We start from the raw sequence: 20,727 nt of genomic DNA, 5'->3' as shown, positions 1-20,727 counted from the left end.
GCAAACGGAAAAACGTCGGATTTTCCCTTGTCGCAGGGAGACCGTCGCGAGCAAGGGCTGACAGTCGGAAAAATCTCGGATAGAATGCGCCCTTCTTCCACGGAGAGATGTCCGAGTGGTTTAAGGAGCACGCCTGGAAAGTGTGTATACGGTAATACCGTATCGAGGGTTCGAATCCCTCTCTCTCCGCCATCCGACTGTTCCAGACAGTCCCAGAATGTCCCCAAGCCCGCAGAATTGCGGGCTTTTTTGTGGACCTGTGGCCGGCTTGACCGTATTTTAGCAAGAGCCGGCCCCGGCGGGTGACACCTCGCGCCGCTGGAAATGCCACCCGTACCAAAAGTGGCAGCCAGCGGTTTATTCATCTTTGTAACCCTCTATCTTTTTGCCTGGTTCGATCGCCTCGATGCGCGGCGACATCCGTTTGACACGACGTCGTCGCAGCCCTATATTAAGCAAATATCATGCCGACATGGTGTCCGGATTTCTGTCGGATTTGAGACCGGAAAAGGTAACGAAGAGGTCCGATCCTGCTCCGTATAATGACAGCTATGACGCGATTGGCCCGGCAGCTCCCGCGCAACAGGCGGCTTGAAAACGGCGAAAGCCAAAGTGGAACATTGGTCATCGGGTGATAAGCTTGATTTCGATGAACGTGGTGTGCGAGGAGCCGTATCATGAAAGGCCCAACGACTTTACTGTTCTTTCCGCATGCAGGCGTCGCAAGGTTTTACACTGGCACCGCCGATGTCACTGCTGTCCAGGAATGAACCGCAGAGGGGAGGAGGACCGCGGCTATGGCACCAATCACGGCTTTGAAGGACTCACTGGATTACCTCCCCCACGGGTACTGCTACGCCTGGGTTCCGGCGTTGCTCTGGCTGCACGTGATCTCCGATCTGGTCATCGCCCAGCTTATTATGCGATCTCCATCGCACTCCTCTATTTCGCCAAACGGCGGCGGGACGTGGTTTTCCGGGGTATGTTCCTCCTGTTCGGCCTGTTCATACTGGCATGCGCCAGTACGCATATCATCGGGGCCTGGACGGTCTGGTATCCCGCCTATTGGACGGACGGTGCCGTCAAGGCCATCACTGCGGTGGTGTCCCTCGGCACCGCGATCATGGTCTGGCCGCTGATGCCGCAAGCGCTGCAAATTCCTTCGCCGAGACAACTGCTTGAACTCAACCAGAATTTGGCGAGTGAGGTCGCAGAACGAAAACAGGCGGAAGAACGCCTGCGCATGCTCATCGACGCGGAGCCGGAATGTGTCAAAACGATAGGCGCCGACGGTGCCCTCCTCGACATAAACCGGGCAGGTCTTCGCATGATCGAGGCGGAATCGATCGAACAGGTACGGGGAAAGCCGGTCTCCTCGCTCGTCGTTCCCCCGGATCGGGAACGGTTCGAAACTTTCAATCGACGGGTGCTGGCAGGCGAAAGCGGTACGCTGGAATTCCAGATCATCGGCCTCAAGGGCGGCAGGCGCTGGATGGAGACCCACGCGGTGCCTTTCGCGGGCAGACCCGGCGCCCCCCCACGCGGTGCTGGCAGTCACGCGTGACATTACCGGGCGCAAGCTGGCGGAAGAAGCCGTCCGGCTTGCGGCAACGGCTTTCGAGACCAGCGAAGCCATCATGATCACCGATGCCGCCGGCATCGTGCAGCGGGTCAACTCGGGCTATACTGCGATCACCGGCTATGCCTCCGATGAAATCGTGGGTATGCCTTCGGAATTTCTATGTCTTGGCGCGAACGAAGGCAGGATTTCGTCCCCAGGACTACTGGACACCTTGAACGCGACGGACGGCTGGAAAGGGGAGGTCACGGCCCGGCGCAAGAACGGCGAGGTGTATCCAGCATGGCTTTCCATCAAGGCCGTCCGAAACGACGAGAAGATCCTAACGCATTATGTCGCGACCTTCGTCGACATCAGCGAGCGCAAGCGCGCACAGCAGGAAATCGAGCAGTTGGCCTATTTCGATTCACTGACCGGCCTGCCGAACTGCCGCTTGTTTCTCGAGCGCCTGAATCAGGCCGTCGGCGACAACCGCGTCAACGGATCCCGCTGCGCGCTGCTGTTCGTCGACCTCGACCGGTTCAAGCATCTCAACGATGCGCGCGGCCATGCGGTGGGGGACCAGCTGCTGCGTAAAGTCGCGGAGCGTCCGTCCGATGGCATCGGCCAAGGCGACATGGTCGCCCGCCTAGGCGGCGACGAGTTCGTGATCCTGCTGGACGGTTTGGCGGAAGAATTCGACTCCGCGTTCCGGCATACCATGGAGGTTGCGGAAAATCTGTGGGTGATGCTGCAACGGCCCTTTGTGCTCTCCAGCGGCCGGCATTATGTCACCGCGAGCATCGGCACCGCCATCTATCCGTTCAATACGGTCTCGGCGGACGACCTGCTGAAAGCGGCGGACATGGCCATGTACCAAGCCAAAGCTGAGGGGCGCAATGCGGTGAGGGCCTATGCATCGACCATGCAGGCCGCGGCCGAGCGCCGCCTGACACTGGAAAGGGACATGCACGCTGCGCTGGACCGCGGCGAATTCCGGCTCTATCTGCAGCCTCAGGTCGATGGGGAAGGCAGAACGGTCGGTGCGGAAGCCCTGCTGCGCTGGCAGCACCCGACCGAGGGATTGCTGCTGCCCGACAAATTCATTGGCCTGGCCGAAGAAACCGGACTGATTCTGCCAATCGGCGAGTGGGTCTTCGAACAGACCTGCCGCGAAAGTGTCCGTCTGTCACAGGCGGGGTACCGGCTGAACCTCTCCGTGAACGTCAGCCCCCGTCGCTTTCAGCAATCCGATTTCCTCGAACGGGTCCGGCGGATTCTGGAACGGACCGGCGCCAATCCTCACGATCTGATCTTCGAAATCACGGAAGGGTTGCTGGTTTCGGACATCGACGATGCCATCGCCAAAATGAGTGCACTGGAACGGCTCGGAATCCGGTTTTCCGTGGACGACTTCGGTACCGGCTACTCTTCACTGGCCTATCTGAAACGCCTGCCGCTCAGTGAACTGAAGATTGCGCAAACCTTCGTCAAAGACCTGCCGGACGACCCCAGCGACGTCGCACTGGTCCGGACCATCCTGTCGATGGCGTACCATCTGAACCTTGAAACCATCGCTGAAGGCGTCGAGACCCGAACCCAGCTGGACTTTCTCAAGGAGAGCGGCTGCACCCGCTTTCAAGGATATTATTTCAGCCCGCCGCTGCCGTCCGCGGAATTCTTCGAGAAACTTGCGTGACACCACGCCTCCGGCTCGTGTCAGTCTGTCGGCCGCATCACCGGGGTTTCGACGCCGATCTCGGTCTCGCATTTCGGGCAGGCATACCAGGTTTCGGCGTCCGGCCCCCAGGCATAAGCCCCGTTCCCGTCCTCCTCCATCGGCACGAGCTCCCGGCCCCGCCCCCGCCAACCGCATTCTGGACACAGATACATGGATCGCTCCATTTCGTCCAGAAACCGCTGAAAGGCAACGAAGCTGATCTTGCTCATCGACAGGCGGGCGGAACTGATGTGAAAGCGGATCCCTGCCGCTTTGTCGTCGCATTCCCTGGTGATGCGTCTGGCCATGGCGATTCCCCGTTATTGGCGTCTGTGGACTGGCACAGGTAATCCGGTTACCTGAGGGCAAACAACTTACTCCTTCCCGGATCAACGGGTCAAATCCCGCAGCCTCCCCCGCTCAGCGAAGATGGCTGGTCATCGACGATGGTGCTATCAGGATATGAAGGATCACGGACGACAGTAAGCCAGCAGCGACGTCGTCGAGCATGACGCCCCAGCCACCGGCGGTTCGACGGTCGATGGCCCGGATGGGCCAGGGTTTGACGATGTCGAAGAATCTGAAGAGGACGAAGCCCAACAACACGTTCTGCCAGGAGGCCGCAATACCCCACATCGTCAGGAGGAAACCGACGATCTCATCCCACACGATCGCCGGATGGTCGGGCTCACCCAGAGTGCGGCCACAGCGCCCGCAAGCCACCACGCCCAGCCCCAGCAGCACGATGACGACAGCCGAATATACCCCCGGACTGGTATCGACGAGCAGAAGATACAGCGGAATCGCCACCAAGGTCCCCCAGGTGCCAGGCACCCAGGGCGCCAGCCCGGCGCCGAAGCCAAGGGCGATCAGGGTCCAGGGATTCTGGAATGCCTGGCGGAATTCGAGGCGACGACGCTTCATCTTCGCGTATCCCCGGGGGAAAAGTGTACATAGCCAGAGTATGGCAGCTCCACCGACCGGCCGTAACGCCGGATGATCAGCCCCGATCCGGCACGGATCGTCCCTATGCGCCTCACCGGCGTGGCGGTTGCATCGGCGGCAAGCGCGATCGCATGAGCATAGGCGGGGGACGCGGTGAAACAAAGTTCGTAGTCGTCACCGGCGACCAACGGCATTTCCCAATCGCCGGAATCGGCCACATAACGGCAGACGGCAGACGACAACGGCAGTACCTCCCAATCCACCTCGGCTCCTACGGAACTCTGTTCGAGGATGTGTCCCAAGTCCGCCACCAAGCCATCCGAAACATCGATGGCAGCGCTGGCAAATTCCCCGAGGCGTAAGCCGAAGGCGGTCCTCGGTTCGGGAGCCTCCAGCCGGTCCAGCGCCTCCTCGTCCGGGACAAGATATGCACCCTGCCTGATCTTCAGACCCAGACCGGCAAGGCCGATGCTGCCGCTGACATAAACGGCATCACCGGCCTGGGCGCCCGATCGCTTCACTGCTGGCCCCTCGTCTATGGTCCCCAATGCATGGACGGTGACTGCGAGGGGCCCGCGTGTGGTGTCCCCGCCGATCAGCTGTACACCGTAGCGCTCAGCGAGCCGGAAGAAGCCTCGCGCAAAGGCCGTGATCCATTCGGGATCGTTTTCGGGCAGGGTCAAGGCCAGTAACGTCCATCTTGGTCTGGCCCCCATGGCAGCCAGGTCACTGAGATTGACTGCGAGCGCCTTGTGGCCGAGCCTCGCCGGATCGGTATCGGAAAAAAAATGGACGCCCGCGACCAGAGTGTCGGTGGTCAGGGCGAGCCGCGCCGCTGTCGCGAAGTTGAGGATCGCGCAGTCGTCGCCGATGCCGATCTCGGTATCCGCATCCACCACCCGCTGCGCGGAAAAAAAGCGCCGGATGATCTCGAATTCACCCGGCCATTGCGATAAACCTGGCAAGCTCACCCCCGCCGGCGAGCCACCATTTCCACCGCCCGGCATTCGTGCGCCACCCGATCGAGAATGCCGTTCACGTAACGGTAGCTCTGGGCGGCACCGAACTCCTTGGCCAGATTGATGGCCTCGTTCAGGATCACTCGGTACGGCGTTTCCGGACGGTGCAGGAATTCGTAGCAGCCGATGCGAAGGATCGCCCGCTCCACCGGATCAACTTCATCGATGGGGCGATCGAGGTATTTTGCCAGCGCGGCATCCAGCACGGGCAGATTGTTTACCACCCCATGCAGGAGCTCCTTGAAATAGCCGACCTGGACGTCGGGCACCTGGCATTGGCTGGCCCTCCGTTCCAGCGTCGCATCCTCCTCCTCGATCTCGTCGGCCTCACGGGAGCGGCCGAATTTCTCCAGCAGCTCCTCGAGCTGCTCCCGCTCGGGAGCAGTCAGTTCGAAACCGTTGGCATGGCGCCGGTACAATGACTTAGCGAGCTGCAGCTCCTCGACGAATTGTCGTTCGATTTCCGGCAGGCTGTCCCGCGCCAGCTGCCACTGGTAGACGGCCTGCACGGCGGCGCGGCGCGCCAATGTCCTTGCTAGACTCATTCGGCCTCCAACTGCCGCAGCAGATTGACCATTTCGATCGCTGACAGGGCCGCTTCTGAGCCTTTGTTGCCAGCTTTGGTCCCGGCCCGCTCGACCGCCTGCTCGATGGTGTCCACCGTGAGCACGCCGAAGGCGACTGGCAGGCCGTGCTGCAACGAAACGCTCGCCAGGCCTTTCACGCATTCCCCGGCGACATAATCGAAATGCGGGGTGGCGCCTCTGATGACTGCACCCAACGCGATGATCGCGTCGAAACGCCCGGAACTGGCGATCTTTTTGACGGCCAGCGGCAGCTCATACGCCCCCGGCGTCTTGGCGATGCAAATGTCCTCCCTGCTGACACCGTGACGGACTAGAGTATCGACCGCGCCGCTGACCAGGTGATCCACGATGAAACTGTTGAAGCGTGAAGCGGCGATGCATACACGCAGCCCTGCGGCATTCATGTCGCCCTCGAAAGTCTTGATATGAGCCATGTCGATTCCCGATCAGTCGGTTGTCACGTAATCCACGACTTCCAGTCCGTAGCCGGAAAGTCCCAAATATTTCTTGTGCGCTCCCAGCACCCGCAATTTACGCACGCCCAGGTCGGCGAGAATCTGCGCCCCGGTTCCGGTCGTACGCCAGTCCACCCCTGGGTCCTCGCGCTGGCCGATGTCCACGCCGTGGTCCTCCATCTGGTACTGATGAATGCGCTCCACCAGGCAACGATCGTCTTCCTCGTTGCGGATCACGACGAGCACGCCCCGCCCTTCGTCAGCGATCCGCTTCATCGCCGCACGCACGGAGATGCCGACATCGCCGCGCCTCACCCCGAACAGATCGGTCAGCAGATTCCGGCCATGGACCCGTACCAGCACCGGCTCGCTGCCGGCAATGTCGCCCAGCGTAAGGGCGAGATGCAGCTTGTTGTCCAGACGGTCCTGATAAGCGTGGAGGCGGAAACGCCCGTGTTCGGTCGGGAAATCGCATTCGCAGATGCGCTCAACCGTCTGCTCGTTCTGCATCCGGTAATGGATCAGGTCGGCAATGGTGCCGATCTTGAGGCCATGGACCGCCGCAAATTTTTCCAGGTCGGCACGCCGCGCCATCGAACCATCCTCGTTGAGGATTTCCACGATGACTGCTGCCGGCACCAGTCCGGCCAGGCGCGCCAGATCGCAACCCGCCTCGGTGTGCCCGGCACGGTTGAGTACCCCGCCGGGCTGCGCCATAAGCGGAAAAATATGACCCGGCTGGACCAGATCTTCGGGCTTGGCGTCCGGGGCCACGGCGCACTGGATGGTACGGGCCCGGTCGCTGGCCGAAATACCCGTGGTGACACCGGTGGCGGCTTCGATCGACACCGTGAAATTGGTCGAGTGCGGCGTCCGGTTCTCATTCACCATCAGGGGCAGCCGCAATTGCTGGCAGCGCTCACGGGTCAGCGTCAGACAGATCAGACCACGGCCATAACGCGCCATGAAGTTGATGTCCTCCGGCCGCACATGCCCTGCCGCCATGACGAGATCGCCTTCGTTTTCCCGGTCCTCGTCATCCATGATGACGACCATTTTTCCCTGGCGGATGTCTTCGATGATTTCTTCGATCGTATTGAGCGTCATTCCGGGATGAATCCATGACCGCGCAACCATTCGCGCGTGAGTGAACCGGCGGGCCGCGCCGCGCCTTCGCCTTGAATCAGGCGTTCCAGGTACCGCGCCAGCAGGTCCACTTCGAGATTGACACGTCTGCCGGCCTGGGCGTCCCCCAGCGTCGTTACCGCCAGCGTATGGGGAACGGCGTTGACGTCGAACACCGGGCCGTCGACGCGATTGACCGTCAGACTGATTCCATCGATGCAGATCGACCCCTTTTCGGCGATGTATTTCGCCAGGTGCGCAGGCGCATCGATCTGGAATCTGACCGATCGTCCATCCTCGTCCCGCACCCTGACGATACCGATGCCATCGACATGGCCGCTGACGATGTGTCCACCCAGGCGGCTGCCCGGTGTCAGTGCAAGCTCCAGATTGAGCGCCGCTCCAGTCCCGAGCTCTCCCAGGGTAGTGCGTGATAGGGTCTCTCGGGAGACGTCGGCGCAGAAACTGCTCCCGCCGAACTCGACCACCGTCAGGCAGACGCCATTGACCGCGATGCTGTCGCCGAGTCTCACCTCGCTCATGGCCAAGTTGCCAGAGGCGACGGTCAGGCGGTAATCGCCGCCGCGAGGCTCCTTGCGCTGTAACTGCCCCATGGCCTGTATTATGCCTGTAAACATGGTTTCAAGGTTCTCCGGAACCAGCCACCGGTTTCAGCCGCACGGCCGCAGGATCAGCCGCATGTCCCTGCCGACCCGCCGTGCATCCACGATCGCCAGTTCCTGGCGGTCCGCCATCCCGGCCAGACCGGGCAGCCGGAACAGTCCACGCGCCTCGTCCCCCAAAACACAAGGGGCGAGATAAACGGTCCACTCATCGACCACGCCAGCCAACAGTAGCGCTCCGTTCAGGGTAGCACCGGCTTCGAAAAGCACCTCGTTGAACTCCATCCGTCCCAGCAGGCGCAGAACGGCCGTCAGTTCCGGTCTCCCCGCGGCATCGGGCTGCACCTCCAGCACTTCGGCGCCGGCATTGAGCAGTGCTTGCCGAGCCGGAGGATCGCTCGCCGTGGTCAGCACCAGCGTACGGCCGGCCTGCCGGAAAACCCGTGCGTTCGCTGGTGAGCGCAGACGGCTGTCCAGAATCACTCGCGCCGGCTGCTCCAGATCGGTCGCTTCATCCGGCCGGGCGGAGAGCAAAGGATCGTCGGCCCGCACGGTGCCGATCCCGGTGACGATGGCGGAGCTGCGCGCCCTCAGGCGATGGACGTCTTGCCGTGCCACTTCGCCGGTGATCCATTTGCTCTCACCGGACGCCAGGGCGGTCCGCCCGTCGAGGCTCATCGCCAGTTTACTCCGGACGAATGGCAACCCCGAACGCATCCGCTTGATGAAGCCTGGATTCAGGCGCTCCGCCTCCTGCCACAGCAAACCACAGGAGACGTCGATGCCGGCCCGCCGCAGCCGTTCGAGACCTCGTCCGGCCACCCGCGGATTGGGATCCTGCATGGCCACGGCCACACGGCGCACGCCCGCCTCGATCAGGGCATCGGCGCAGGGCGGCGTGCGGCCGTGATGCGAACAGGGCTCCAACGTCACATAGGCCGTGGCATCCCTAGCCCGCTCCCCGGCATCCCGCAGCGCCACGATCTCGGCATGAGGGCCGCCGGCCCTTTGATGCCAGCCTTCGCCGACCACCTCGTTTCCTTGCACCAGGACGCAACCCACCCGCGGATTGGGATCGGTCGTATACAAACCCTTTTCGGCCAGGCGCAAGGCGTGCGCCATGAAGCGGTGATCTTCGGGAAACCAGTTCACGGCATCAGACGAAGGGACCATCGAGGAAGACACGGATCGCCCGTTCTTTTAGGCATCGAAAGCATCCGCCTGCCTGCCGGCGGTTTCCGAATCCGGCTCGCTTTCCAGGCGGTCGATCACTTCACGAAACTGGTTGATGTCCTCGAACCGGCGGTAGACCGAGGCGAATCGGACGTACGCCACGTCGTCGAGCTGGCTGAGCTCGCTCATCACGTATTCGCCGACCAGTCGGGACTGTACCTCACGCTCACCCCTCGCAAGGAGGCGCTTTTTGATACGGGTAATGGCGGCTTCCACCCGGTCGCTGGATACGGGGCGTTTTTCCAGGGCACGCAACATACCCGCCCGCAGCTTCTCCTCGCGGAACGGCTGCCGGCTGCCATCCGATTTCACTACCCTGGGCATGTTGAGCTCGGCTGACTCATAGGTGGTGAAGCGCTCCCTGCACTCGCCGCATTCGCGGCGACGACGCACCTGGTCCCCCTCCTGCGACAACCGGGAATCCACGACTCGGGTATCTTGAGCACCGCAGAAAGGACACCGCACAGGCGAAACTCACCCCTCAATGGCTGCGGAGCGCCGGCCAACGCCTCGTATTTTCAATCGGCATAGACCGGGAAACGCCGGCACAGATCGGTCACCTCTTCACGCACTTGACCGATGACCGTTTCGTCTCCGGGATGGTCCAACACATCGCACATCCAGCCCGCCAGCAAACGGCATTCCTCGACCCCGAAGCCACGCGTCGTCACGGCGGGGGTACCCACCCGGATACCGCTGGTCACGAAGGGGGACTGCGGGTCGTTCGGCACCGCATTCTTGTTGACGGTGATATGCGCCTTGCCCAACACTTCTTCGGCCAGCTTGCCGGTGAGTCCTTTTTCGCTCAGATCGACCAGGAACAGATGATTCCGGGTGCCGCCGGACACGATGCGGTAGCCGCGATGGCTGAAGGTCTTCGCCATGGCGTCGGCGTTCACCATCACTGCAGCCTGGTAGTGCTTGAAATCCGGCTGCATGGCTTCCTTCAGTGCCACGGCCTTCGCCGCGATCACATGCATCAGCGGACCACCCTGAATGCCGGGAAAAACCAGTGAGTTGAGCTTTTTCTCGAGGTCGGGGTTGGCCTTGGCCAGAATCAGGCCGCCCCGCGGACCACGGAGGGTCTTGTGTGTGGTGGTGGTCGTCACGTCGGCGATCGGCACCGGATTGGGATATAGACCGGCCGCGACCAGTCCGGCGACGTGGGCCATGTCGACCATGAGCCAGGCGCCGACCGACTCGGCGATCGCGCGGAAACGCTGCCAGTCGACCACCTGGGAGTAGGCGGAGAAGCCCGCCACGATCATCTTCGGGCGATGCTCCCGGGCCAGCTCTTCGACCTGCCGGTAGTCGATTTCGCCGGTCTCCGGCTGCAGCCCATACTGGATGGCATTGTAAAGCTTGCCTGAAAAATTGACCTTGGCGCCGTGGGTCAGATGTCCGCCGTGTGCCAGGCTCATGCCCAGCACCGTATCGCCCGGATTCAACAAGGCCATGTAGACGGCGGCATTGGCCTGCGAACCCGAATGCGGCTGGACATTGGCGTAATCGGCCCCGAACAGCTGTTTGGCACGCTCGATGGCCAGAGTCTCCACGACGTCCACGTACTCACAGCCGCCGTAATAGCGCTTGCCCGGGTACCCTTCCGCATATTTGTTGGTTAGCGCAGTCCCTTGAGCCTGCATCACCCGCGGGCTGGCATAGTTCTCGGATGCGATCAGCTCGATGTGGTCCTCCTGCCTGCGTTCCTCGTCCTGGATCGCAGCCCACAGTTCGTCGTCGAATCCGGCAATCTCCATACCCTTGCTGAACATGGGAACCTGAACCTCTTTCCGTCGGAATGAAAAAACGCGCCGTGGCGGCGCAAGATCGAACGCGTAAGTTTACACCGATTGATTGCCGGCTTCCAAATGCGTTTGCCGGTGGCGACCGGAAATTTCACCGTCATACCAAAGCACATCACGACAAACGGAAAATGGCGATCTCCTTGCGCAGCTCGGCGATCGCCTTCTCCAGCCGCTGCGAGGCCCGGTTCGTTTCATCCAATGTCTGCGCCGACTGCATCGCACTTTCCGACAAGGCCACCATGGCATCGCGAATCTGGAGCGCGCCGGCCGATTGCGAGCGCATACCTTCGTGCACGGCATCGAAGCGGGGCGTGAGCTCGCCCACCTGTTCGATGATCCGGGAAAACTGCTGGCTGATCCGGCTGGTCTCATCAACCCCCCGGCGGACCTGCTCGGAAAACTTGTCCATTTCCATGACCCCGACCGATACTGCGGCATGCATCTCCCGCACCACGGTCTCGATGTCCTGGGTGGCCACGGCGGTTTGATCCGCGAGGCGGCGGATCTCACGGGCGACGACGGCGAATCCCAGACCGGACTCTCCGGCTTTTTCGGCTTCGATCGAGGCGTTGAGCGATAGGAGATTGGTTTGTTCGGCCACCCGCTTGATGGTAGTGGTCATGGTGGAGATGTCACTGGCACGCGCACTGATCGCATTGAGCTTGTCGGCGATGGAACCCGTGGACTCGGCCAGAGTGCGCATCACCTGTTCCATGTCGGCCAGCTCATTCCGTCCTGCATTCGCCATCTCGGCCGTGCTGCCGGCCATGCGGGTCACGTCCGCCATCGTGCGCAACAGCTCTTCCGAGGTCGCCGAGATTTCCCGCGATGCCGCCGCGATCTGATTCGTGGTCGCGCCGAAGGCCGATATGTCTTCCTCCTGGGCCCGGTTCATCGCCGTCAGCGTATTGGAGGTCGACACCAGCTCAATGATGGATTTCTGCACCTGTCCGACCAGCGAATTGAGATAGGTCGTCATCCGCCCCAAAGCCCGGAGCAATTTGCCGGTTTCGTCGTTGCGGTCGCTGTGGAGATTCGCCGTGAGGTCACCGGCGGCGACCGTCTCTGCGGCGGCAATGGCTTCGCCCACTGGGCGCGAGATGGTACGCGAGACCAGGGACGCCGCCAAAGCGGTGGGAATCAGCAGCAACGCCAACAGTCCGCCATTGACCAGGCGCTGGGTGTCCACCAGAGCCAGCGCTTCGTCCACGTCCATCTGCACTGAGAGACCCCAGCGGAAGGACGGCAGATATGTCCAGCTCGCCAGCACCGCTTCCTCGAAGAGGTCTAGAATTTCCCCGAAATCGCGGTTGCCGAGGACGGCTTTCTGGATACCCTGGCCTCGGCGGTCCCCCATCTGGATACGGAGCTTCTGCGCCGCATCGGGCTGGTGTCTCAGCGGCGAAATGATGCGTATCTCATTGTGGTCGAGGAGACCCACCACCGTCTTACCGGTATCTCCCAGCCCGCTGTAGTCCAGGAGCGGCGCGAACACCTCATCCGTATCCAATTGCAAAGCGATGATAGCGACAAGCTCTCCCCCCCTGTCGAAGAGCGGCGTCACGACGTATCCCACCGGCTTGTCACCACCCGGATAGGCGCCGAAATCGGAGATTTCGGCATCGAGCAGCGTCGTAGCGTTCTGCACCGCTTTGGCAAGCGGTGACTCCTTCAACTGGCCTTCAAAAAGGTTTTTCCCGAGCTGCTGGACCGGATGCAACTGATACAGGACATCCCCACGCGGATCGAAGGCGATCAGATTCCTGAAAGCCAGATTTTCGATCATGAAGTCCAGTACGGGGCGCACCTCCGCATCGAATGCTTGTTGTTCCCTGGCATAACGTCCCGGTTCCAGCCGGTACTTCTGCAAGGCGTTGATCGACGAGATCAGATAACGGTCGTTGCGCAACACCACCGCCGCCCGTATCCGCTCATAGGCATAGGTTTCGACGTCCTCGGCCTTGGAAAGGGCGATGAACATCAGCTCACCCTGGACCCGGTCGCGCAGCGCCTCCGCGGAAAGGTTATTGGTGACCAGGGTCAATACGATGGCGGGAACCGTCGCCAGGATCAGAAACCAGCGGAGTATGCGCCCCGCGATGGTGCCTTGTTCGAGCCAGGAAGCCATGAATTTCACCGCTGCCTGTCCTTGCGTCCGGCGGTCGCCACGGGAGGCACGGGATTCGCCCAGTTATGGTTCCAGCGCAGATAGAGTTCATTGAGAAAATTTTCCCACTCCCGTCTGCTGCGGGTTCGGGGATAGGGCACGGGCCTGATGGGGTGATCCGTCGACCAGACGATTTCGACCTGGCCATTGTCGAGGATGCGCCCGATGTTGAACGACCGCCAGGTGTGGCGGGTGGAAGGATCGATCGTCACCACGCCCTCGGGGGCATTGAGACTCTGGCCGAGAATGTATTCGTTCACCAGAGCGGCCTCGGGCGATCCCGCCTCCCGCACCGCCTCGGCCCAAAGCAATATGCTGAAATAGGCCGTCTCGGGGAAATCCGCCGTCACCCGGTCCTGGCCGTAGCGATCCCGGAAACGCCGGACGAACGCGGTGTTTTCCTCGCGGGCCACCGCCTGAAAATAACCCCAGGCCGAATAATGCCCGGCAGCATCCTGCGGCGGAATATCGCGGAGTTCCTCCTCCCCCACCGAAAGCGACACCACAGGGACGTCTTTCGCCTGGATACCGGCTTCCCGCAGCGCACGGTAGAAAGCCAGATTCGATTCTCCCGCAATCGTGCTGATGACGACATTCGGACGCAGGGCGGCGATTTTCCCGACCGCGCCGGCGACGTCGCTGCTGCCGAAGAAAACGTATTCCTCGCCCACGATTTCGCCGTCCAGCCCCTTGATCCAGTCCCGCAATACGGCATTGACGCTGTGCGGCCAGACGTAATCCGACCCCACCAGGAAAACCCGCCGTCCCAGCTTGTCCAGGCTCCATTTCAGGGCGGGGACGATCTGCTGGTTGGGGGACAGCCCCGTGTAGATGATGTTCTTGGAAATCTCCAGACCCTCATAGGCCATGGGGTAGATCAGCAGATGGTTGTATTTTTCCACCACCGGCTTGACGTTTTTTCTGCAGGCCGAAGTCCAGCAACCGATGATCGCGCAGACCTTTTCCTCGGTGATCAACCTGCCCGCCTGCCTGGCGAAAGTACCCCAATCCGATGCGCCGTCGGCCACCACCGCTTCGACGCGACGCCCCAGCAGGCCACCCCCGGCATTGATTTCGTCGATCGCCATGAGTTCAGCATCCACCGCTGATTTCTCGCTGATGGCCATGGCGCCGGTCAGCGAATGCAGTATGCCAATCCTGATAGGCGGCCGGGCATGTTCGCGAAAGCCCCATGCGCCCGCCAATGCGGCCACGATCACGAACGCCGAAGCCCAACCGACCAGCTTTCTCATGGCAGACACCCGCAGCGCCGCGCCGGCATCTTTGCTCAGGTCACATGTTCCAACGACGGATAGATCGAAAACAGCCGACTGAATCCGCTGATCTCGAAAACATCGTTGACCGCCGGGGTCAAGGCGCAGAGTTTCACCGAACCTTCCGCTTCCTTGAGTTTCTTGGCGATCAGCAGAAAGACCCGTAAACCGGCGCTGCTGATGTAGCTGATGGATGAAAGATCCATCACCAGGTCGCGGTTCCCCGTCTCCAGCCAGGCCAGCGCCTGTTCTTCGAAGGCACGGGACGCGGCGGCGTCGATACGGCCGCTCAGGTGCGCGACAAGCATCCCGCCCCGGGTTTCACAAGTAATATCTAGCATCGGTCTACTCCAGGCAACAAATTGAAATACAGCGAATGAATCATTCGACGAAAGTCAGGCGCAGCTCCGCCAGCCCATTGGAAAGCTCACGCGAACGCACCCTGTCTGCAAGCTTGTAAAGCAGATAGCCCGCCATTTCCAGAATCCCCTTGTCGGACTCCAGCAGCGCCTCGTGGCTGGGGGCATGGGTGGAGACCGGTATCACCTCGCCGCGGTAGCGGGCGACGACGGTGAACGTGAATTCGTCCACCAGGGTTTCCACCTCTACGACGCCCTGACCTTGTTCGTTCCGAGCCACGAAACCGTGATCATGGAGAATCTCGAACGCCTGCCATATCGCATATTCGCTGCGTCGCACGACATCGGCGCGAGCGCCCCAGGCCCGGCCCTGCCGATCCAGGTAACCGACGACGTCGTCGAGCTGCGATTCCCCCAGGACAAACGATCGCCGCTGCCGCGTCCCTGCGCCGATGCGGAACACCCCCGACAGCAACGTCGCACCGGCCACCCCAAGAGCGACGCTCGACTGGGTCACCGGCACCAGAAAGGCAGGCAGTTCTTCACGGTAATAGTGCTTCAAAGGCTCATGACTGATCCCCAGCAACAAGCCGATGCCAACGGTAAGAATCTTACGGTTGTCGAGCATACGCGATGCGATCATCTGCAAGCCGGCCAGCAGGGTGAAGGATGACAGAAACACCGCCGCCGCCCCGATCACCGGCACGGGCAGCACGAACCACAACATTGTGATCTTGGGTACGAAGGCCAGGGCGATCAGGATACCACCGAGCCAAAAGGCGATATGGCGGCTGGTACAACCGGTGGCGGCGGCGAGGGAGACGGCGCCGCCGCTTGAGGTGAGCGGCAGACTGTTCACCAACCCAGCAATGAGGTTGGAAACCCCTTCGGCACGGATGCCCCGCGAAATCTGCGCCATGTCGGGACGCCGCCATTCCGAATCGTTGAAACGCTGGGCGGCGGCGAGAGCGCCGAATCCGTGCAGGGAAAAAGCCAGACCCAGCACAATATACGGCACGATCAGCGTCGGGTCGAATGCCCAGCCGAAGGTGGGCAACCGGGGTAGCGCCAACAGAGGCGTATCCTTGTAGCGCTCGGCGTCTTCAGGCCGAACGCCGTCGACCAGGACACTGACGGCCAAACCTGTAGCCAAGCCGGCAAATGCCGAAAACAAGCGCAGGCTGCCGGACGACCAGACATTGCAAACGATCATGACTGCAAGCGCGAGAAATCCGACGGCGATGTCGTGCTTCCATAGCCCTCCGGGCGCATCGATGCCGCCGAGCAGGGTGACCCCCTTGTAACCGAGGCCCAGGCCGATCAAGGTCACCGCCACGCCAGCGAGTTCGACCGAAAATACGCTGCGCAGCCGCCGGAACACCTCCCCCAACATGACCTGCGCCGCCCCCATCACGCCCACCATGCCGAAAGCAAGTTCCAGCCCTCCGCCAAGCCGCGCCAGTTCCATGGTCGCAAACGATGCCGAAGTGGCCTGCAACGGGCAAAAGTAGCCGGAACCGATACCCAGCCGCCCGGCCGCCTGCAACATCACTCCGATGCCGGAAACCAGGAGCGTGGTCGCCATCAGAATCTGTGAATCGTGGTCACCGATGTTCTCGGTCCTCACGAACAGTGGTGAAATCGCGAGATAAACGCCCAAAAACGACATCTGCTGCAGACCCACGAACACGGCGATCGCGGCCGGCGGTCTGTCGTTCAGCCAATAGACGATGTTCTCGGGCCGCTTCATTCGGGACGAGATCAGTCGGCGACGGGGAGGAACTGCGAATTGTCACCGGTGGTCACCCACAGGTCTCCGGATTCGAGATCGAACCACCAGCCCTGCAGGAAAAGCCGCCCCTTCTCCACCGCCTCCCGGACCCATGGATAAGTCAGCAGATTCCCTAGAGATCCCTGAATGGCCGCGCGCTCCACCAGATAGGCATAGTCTTTCAGCCGCTCCAGAGAGACCTGCCTGAGCCCCTCCCCGCTGGCATCCGGCACATACTGCCAGCAAGCGTCCATGGCCATAGATACCCACTCGCCGATGAAGTCGCTCTCGAACTTGGCTCCGGTTGCCATGTCGAGCAAGGCTTTGATGCCACCGCACTGGGCATGCCCGAGAACGATGATATGGGGCACATGGAGATGACGGACGGCGTATTCGAGCGCCGCACCCACCCCATCGGGGGCCAATGAGGCATGGTAGGGCGGCACGAGATTGGCGACGTTGCGCACTACGAACAGATCACCTGGCGCCACGTTCATGAGCAAAGCCGGATCGACCCGTGAATCGCTGCAGGCGATCATGAGCGCGACCGGACGCTGCCCCTGCTCGACGAGCTGCTGCATGTGTTCCGGGTAGTGGCCGTAAAAACGTTCCTTGAACCCTTGGACGCCGGAAATGAAACGTTCGAGATCGCAGCAGGAGTCTTCAACCCCGCCTTCCTCCTTGCCTTCGCTGTCAGACTCTTGCACGATTCGTATCCTTGTAGAGAGTGGATGCGGTCCGCGCCCGGCCCGCCGCGTCGAGAGACGCTTAAGTCAAAAGCGGCGTTATTCTACACCGGTTTTTTTCTGACCCAATCCACATCGAGCGCCATGGAACCGAACCAGCCCGACGTGCAATGCGCCAAGTTCGAGCGCACCATCGAAGCCGGCATAGCGCCACTGATCGAGGTCATGGAGCAGCTGGAAGCATTCTGCTCGGCTGCGGGCGTACCCGAACCAGTCACGGTCCAGTTGAATCTGGTATTGGAAGAGTTGGCGACCAATACCATCAAATACGGATACCCAGCGGGTGAGCGGGGGGAAATCGGCGTTTGCCTCACCCTCCACGGCAGCCGCGCCTCCCTCACCGTCACCGACGATGGCGATGAGTTCGACCCCACGATCGCCCCGTCTCCCGATATCCACAGCAAGCTGGAGGAACGCGCCATCGGCGGCCTGGGGATTCTCCTGGTGATGAGGATGATGGATTCGATCGGCTACCGGCGCTGCGATGGAAAAAATGTCGTGTCGGTGACCAAGCGTCTAACCGCTGTGGCGGGCGAGCAAGCCGGGGCTTAGCTCAATCGTATCGCGCCACCCGGGCGCCGTAGCGGGGATCCAATGAAATTGCGCAGATCAATTGATAATATGCCGCGTCAATGTCAGCCGAACTGTGGACTGTCCGGTCCCGGTTCGATTCCCCTTAGTACGTCACATCACCCAACGTGAAATCCAAGCAAGCCATCAGACTAGGCGTCAACATCGACCACGTGGCGACGATCCGGCAGGCGCGGCACACTTCTTACCCTTCGGTCCTGCACGCCGCCTTCGTCGCCGAACAGGCTGGTGCCGAAGGGATCACCGCTCATCTGCGCGAAGACCGCCGGCACATCCAGGACCGGGATATCGAGCTGCTTCGTGACCACATCGAGACCCGGCTCAATCTCGAGATGGCCGTTACCGACGAAATGGTTGCCATTGCCTGCCGTGTGAGACCCCACGCCTGCTGCCTGGTGCCGGAAAGACGGGAGGAGCTCACGACCGAGGGAGGGCTGGACGTAGCGGGGCATTTGGACCGGATCGGCGAAGCGTGCCGCCACCTCGGCGACGCCGGCATCGAGGTGTCTCTGTTCATCGACCCGGATCCCCCCCAGATCGAGGCGGCAGCCCGCGCCGGTGCGCCGGTGATCGAACTGCACACCGGCCGTTACGCGGATGCGGAGACCGACCGGGAACGATCCGCCGAGTTGGAAAAACTACGCCATGCCGCGGCGGTGGCAGAGGCATTGGGACTGCAGGTCAATGCGGGACATGGCCTGACCTACGCCAATGTGGGCGCGATCTGCCGCATTCCGCAAATCGTCGAGCTGAACATCGGTCATGCCATCATCGCCCGGGCGTTGTTCTCGGGGCTAGAAAAAGCCGTGGCGGACATGGTGGACATCATGCGGAGGGCCCGGTACAAATGAAATTGACCGGCCGCGGGCGATCTGTCATATTTGAAAATCAGTTCCGGTCCGGCTGAACCGCTGTGAGTAGGTGCAAACCAACCTTCAACGCCCATGGATAACAAGGGAAGCAATGTCTCCCAGAGCCGTCCCCGTCCGGACTGCGGCGGAATCGTGCTCGCCCGGCCGAGCATGGCGGAGCCGCGAGGGTCGTCCTGGCTGCGCGTGGCGGGGATAGCTTTCCTGTGGCTTACGCTGGCGATCATGGCGATGATCCTGTGGCGGGGAGAAGCCCTGATCAAAGCGCTGAACGCATCTTACGGCGAGCGTATTCTCGTTCAGAACCCGGATCTGCAACAGTACCAGAACGAACTCGATTCCCTGCAAGGGAGGGTCGCCGGCCTGATGAAGGACTCGGTCGAAAACAAACTCAGAATGCTGGAAAAAAGCGTCCAGGGTGGCCGCTTCGGACCGGACGAAGCGGGGCTCCTCGAGGCCCTGAAATCCGAACTCCAGTTCCTGCAGAATTACGCAACCCAGGGCGGCCAGTTCAAGTCGACAGGGGAGCACGAGCGCTACCGCATGTCGCCGGAAATGGCCGAGGATCCGGCCGTCGCCAGAACCGTTCGGGAATGGGTGGAATTCGAGAAACTGCTCTATCTCGGTGCCGGTGCCCTGGGAGCGGGTACGCTGATGCTCAGCGGAGCCTGGCTGAGCACACGTTCGGTGCAGTATCAACCGTCCCGCCAGGATGTGTTCCTGACCGGCCATTCGGAAGACAATTCCGCATCGTGACGCCTCCTTGAGCGCTTTCAACGTCCGGCCCCCGTCCGGTGATCCAGCCGGGCCATTGGCGGTACCGTCGGTTACAGCCGACACCCAGCAGTTCCGACGCCGTCTGAGTGTGGCGCCGATGATGGACTGGACCGACCGGCATTGCCGCTTTTTCCTGCGGCTGATTTCCCGCCACACCCTGCTCTATACCGAAATGGTGACGACCGCAGCCATCCTTCGCGGCGACCAGGAGCGGCTCCTTGGCTTCCATCCGGCGGAGCACCCGCTGGCGGTCCAGCTCGGTGGCAACGATCCCGAGGCTCTGGCTGAATGCGCGAAAATCGCGGAAGGCAGGGGGTTCGACGAAGTCAACCTCAACGTCGGTTGTCCCAGCCCCAGAGTCCAGATCGGCCGCTTCGGCGCCTGCCTGATGGCCGAACCGGAGTGCGTGGCCGATTGCGTCCGCGCCATGTGCGAGGCCGTCTCGGTACCGGTCACGGTCAAGACCCGCATCGGCATCGACGACCGCGATTCTTACGAAGACCTGCTCCATTTCGTCACGACCGTTGCCGACGCCGGCTGCGGCACTTTCATCGTCCATGCCCGCAAAGCCTGGCTGCAAGGGCTTTCACCGAAGGAAAACCGCCAGGCTCCGCCGCTGCGCTACGAGGTGGTCCGCCGACTCAAATCCGACCTGCCGCAACTGGAGATCGTGCTGAATGGCGGTATCCAGACTCTGGACGAAGCCGAGCAGCATCTGTCATGGTGCGACGGCGTCATGATCGGCCGCGCCGCTTATCACAATCCCTACCTGCTGGCCGAAGCCGACCGCCGTCTGTTTGGGCAGGGTGACCTCGGACCCAGGACACGGGAAGAAATCATCGAAGATTTTCTGCCCTACGTCCAGGACGAACTGGCCAAAGGCAGCCGGCTGCACGCCCTCACCCGGCATATCCTGGGCCTTTATCATGCTACGCCAGGTGGCAAACGTTGGCGCCGGCACATAAGCGAAGGCGCCTCCCGGCGGGACGCCGCTGAAACCTTACTCCTGGATGCCGCGAATGCACTCGCCGCAGGCGACTTTCGCGGAGACCAGACCAGGCGCGGCTCGTTCTGTTAACTCGATTCTAGAGGCTTACCCG

The 20,727-nt window shown here is 61.7% G+C and carries 21 protein-coding genes and 1 tRNA gene; 7 read left to right on the top strand and 15 right to left on the bottom strand.

Annotation, left to right across the window (positions count from 1 at the left end):
• Positions 1 to 101: 101 nt before the first annotated feature.
• The 3 genes from N4J17_RS12880 to N4J17_RS12870 all read left to right on the top strand — a co-directional run bounded on the left by N4J17_RS12880 (position 102) and on the right by N4J17_RS12870 (position 3,257).
• A tRNA-Ser gene (locus N4J17_RS12880) sits at positions 102 to 192 on the top strand.
• Between the two features lie 574 nt (positions 193 to 766).
• Complete coding sequence (locus N4J17_RS12875; RefSeq protein ID WP_232470181.1) at positions 767 to 1,564, top strand: PAS domain-containing protein; 798 nt, start codon at positions 767 to 769, stop codon at positions 1,562 to 1,564.
• On the top strand, positions 1,545 to 3,257 hold the full coding sequence (locus N4J17_RS12870) for a putative bifunctional diguanylate cyclase/phosphodiesterase (RefSeq protein ID WP_277458262.1): 1,713 nt from the start codon (positions 1,545 to 1,547) through the stop codon (positions 3,255 to 3,257). Before N4J17_RS12875 ends, N4J17_RS12870 begins: the two co-directional genes overlap by 20 nt.
• A 20-nt stretch (positions 3,258 to 3,277) precedes the next feature.
• On the opposite strand, the gene N4J17_RS12865 is transcribed toward N4J17_RS12870, so the two are convergent.
• The 15 genes from N4J17_RS12865 to N4J17_RS12795 form a co-directional block, all read right to left on the bottom strand.
• Positions 3,278 to 3,586: a hypothetical protein gene (locus N4J17_RS12865; RefSeq protein WP_198321590.1), complete on the bottom strand. Its 309-nt coding sequence runs from the start codon at positions 3,584 to 3,586 to the stop codon at positions 3,278 to 3,280.
• A 112-nt stretch (positions 3,587 to 3,698) separates the two neighbouring features.
• Positions 3,699 to 4,202 carry a phosphatidylglycerophosphatase A family protein gene (locus tag N4J17_RS12860; protein WP_198321589.1) on the bottom strand — a complete coding sequence of 168 codons (504 nt, stop codon included), beginning with the start codon at positions 4,200 to 4,202 and terminating at the stop codon, positions 3,699 to 3,701.
• Positions 4,199 to 5,188: a thiamine-phosphate kinase gene (gene thiL / locus N4J17_RS12855; protein ID WP_232470180.1), complete on the bottom strand. Its 990-nt coding sequence runs from the start codon at positions 5,186 to 5,188 to the stop codon at positions 4,199 to 4,201. Before thiL ends, N4J17_RS12860 begins: the two co-directional genes overlap by 4 nt.
• Positions 5,189 to 5,190: 2 nt before the next feature.
• Positions 5,191 to 5,787 (bottom strand): transcription antitermination factor NusB, encoded by a 597-nt coding sequence (gene nusB / locus N4J17_RS12850; protein WP_198321587.1) that lies wholly within the window; start codon positions 5,785 to 5,787, stop codon positions 5,191 to 5,193.
• Positions 5,784 to 6,263 carry a 6,7-dimethyl-8-ribityllumazine synthase gene (ribH, locus tag N4J17_RS12845; protein WP_198321586.1) on the bottom strand — a complete coding sequence of 160 codons (480 nt, stop codon included), beginning with the start codon at positions 6,261 to 6,263 and terminating at the stop codon, positions 5,784 to 5,786. Before ribH ends, nusB begins: the two co-directional genes overlap by 4 nt.
• Positions 6,264 to 6,275: 12 nt before the next feature.
• Positions 6,276 to 7,391, bottom strand: coding sequence for a bifunctional 3,4-dihydroxy-2-butanone-4-phosphate synthase/GTP cyclohydrolase II (ribBA, locus tag N4J17_RS12840; protein ID WP_198321585.1), 1,116 nt, complete (start codon positions 7,389 to 7,391; stop codon positions 6,276 to 6,278).
• Complete coding sequence (locus N4J17_RS12835) at positions 7,388 to 8,047, bottom strand: riboflavin synthase (protein ID WP_198321584.1); 660 nt, start codon at positions 8,045 to 8,047, stop codon at positions 7,388 to 7,390. The genes ribBA and N4J17_RS12835 overlap by 4 nt, the downstream gene beginning before the upstream one ends.
• Before the next feature lie 33 nt (positions 8,048 to 8,080).
• Complete coding sequence (ribD, locus tag N4J17_RS12830; RefSeq protein ID WP_232470179.1) at positions 8,081 to 9,205, bottom strand: bifunctional diaminohydroxyphosphoribosylaminopyrimidine deaminase/5-amino-6-(5-phosphoribosylamino)uracil reductase RibD; 1,125 nt, start codon at positions 9,203 to 9,205, stop codon at positions 8,081 to 8,083.
• 27 nt (positions 9,206 to 9,232) lie between these two features.
• Complete coding sequence (gene nrdR / locus N4J17_RS12825) at positions 9,233 to 9,730, bottom strand: transcriptional regulator NrdR (protein ID WP_198321582.1); 498 nt, start codon at positions 9,728 to 9,730, stop codon at positions 9,233 to 9,235.
• Between the two features lie 53 nt (positions 9,731 to 9,783).
• Positions 9,784 to 11,040 carry a serine hydroxymethyltransferase gene (gene glyA, locus N4J17_RS12820; RefSeq protein ID WP_198321581.1) on the bottom strand — a complete coding sequence of 419 codons (1,257 nt, stop codon included), beginning with the start codon at positions 11,038 to 11,040 and terminating at the stop codon, positions 9,784 to 9,786.
• Positions 11,041 to 11,185: 145 nt separating this feature from the next.
• Entirely contained in the window at positions 11,186 to 13,201 is a 2,016-nt protein-coding gene (locus N4J17_RS12815) for a methyl-accepting chemotaxis protein (protein ID WP_232470178.1), read from the bottom strand.
• A gap of 5 nt (positions 13,202 to 13,206) precedes the next feature.
• On the bottom strand, positions 13,207 to 14,493 hold the full coding sequence (locus N4J17_RS12810; protein ID WP_198321580.1) for an ABC transporter substrate-binding protein: 1,287 nt from the start codon (positions 14,491 to 14,493) through the stop codon (positions 13,207 to 13,209).
• A 35-nt stretch (positions 14,494 to 14,528) separates the two neighbouring features.
• Complete coding sequence (locus tag N4J17_RS12805; protein ID WP_198321579.1) at positions 14,529 to 14,855, bottom strand: STAS domain-containing protein; 327 nt, start codon at positions 14,853 to 14,855, stop codon at positions 14,529 to 14,531.
• 40 nt (positions 14,856 to 14,895) lie between these two features.
• Entirely contained in the window at positions 14,896 to 16,623 is a 1,728-nt protein-coding gene (locus N4J17_RS12800) for a solute carrier family 23 protein (protein WP_198321578.1), read from the bottom strand.
• Between the two features lie 11 nt (positions 16,624 to 16,634).
• Complete coding sequence (locus N4J17_RS12795) at positions 16,635 to 17,351, bottom strand: carbonic anhydrase (protein WP_198321577.1); 717 nt, start codon at positions 17,349 to 17,351, stop codon at positions 16,635 to 16,637.
• A gap of 123 nt (positions 17,352 to 17,474) precedes the next feature.
• On the opposite strand from N4J17_RS12795, the gene N4J17_RS12790 reads away from it, so the two are divergent.
• From N4J17_RS12790 to dusA, 4 genes are all read left to right on the top strand, one after another.
• On the top strand, positions 17,475 to 17,942 hold the full coding sequence (locus tag N4J17_RS12790; protein WP_198321576.1) for an ATP-binding protein: 468 nt from the start codon (positions 17,475 to 17,477) through the stop codon (positions 17,940 to 17,942).
• Positions 17,943 to 18,088: 146 nt separating this feature from the next.
• Positions 18,089 to 18,832, top strand: coding sequence for a pyridoxine 5'-phosphate synthase (gene pdxJ, locus N4J17_RS12785; RefSeq protein WP_198321575.1), 744 nt, complete (start codon positions 18,089 to 18,091; stop codon positions 18,830 to 18,832).
• Positions 18,833 to 18,925: 93 nt separating this feature from the next.
• Positions 18,926 to 19,606: a hypothetical protein gene (locus N4J17_RS12780; protein ID WP_198321574.1), complete on the top strand. Its 681-nt coding sequence runs from the start codon at positions 18,926 to 18,928 to the stop codon at positions 19,604 to 19,606.
• A gap of 7 nt (positions 19,607 to 19,613) precedes the next feature.
• Positions 19,614 to 20,705 (top strand): tRNA dihydrouridine(20/20a) synthase DusA, encoded by a 1,092-nt coding sequence (dusA, locus tag N4J17_RS12775; RefSeq protein ID WP_198321573.1) that lies wholly within the window; start codon positions 19,614 to 19,616, stop codon positions 20,703 to 20,705.
• Positions 20,706 to 20,727: the final 22 nt, after the last annotated feature.

Origin of the sequence: Methylococcus capsulatus, assembly GCF_036864975.1 — a bacterium.
Taxonomy (GTDB): domain Bacteria; phylum Pseudomonadota; class Gammaproteobacteria; order Methylococcales; family Methylococcaceae; genus Methylococcus.
Note: the sequence above shows the minus strand (reverse complement) of the source record. Positions and strands in the feature narration are given on the sequence as shown.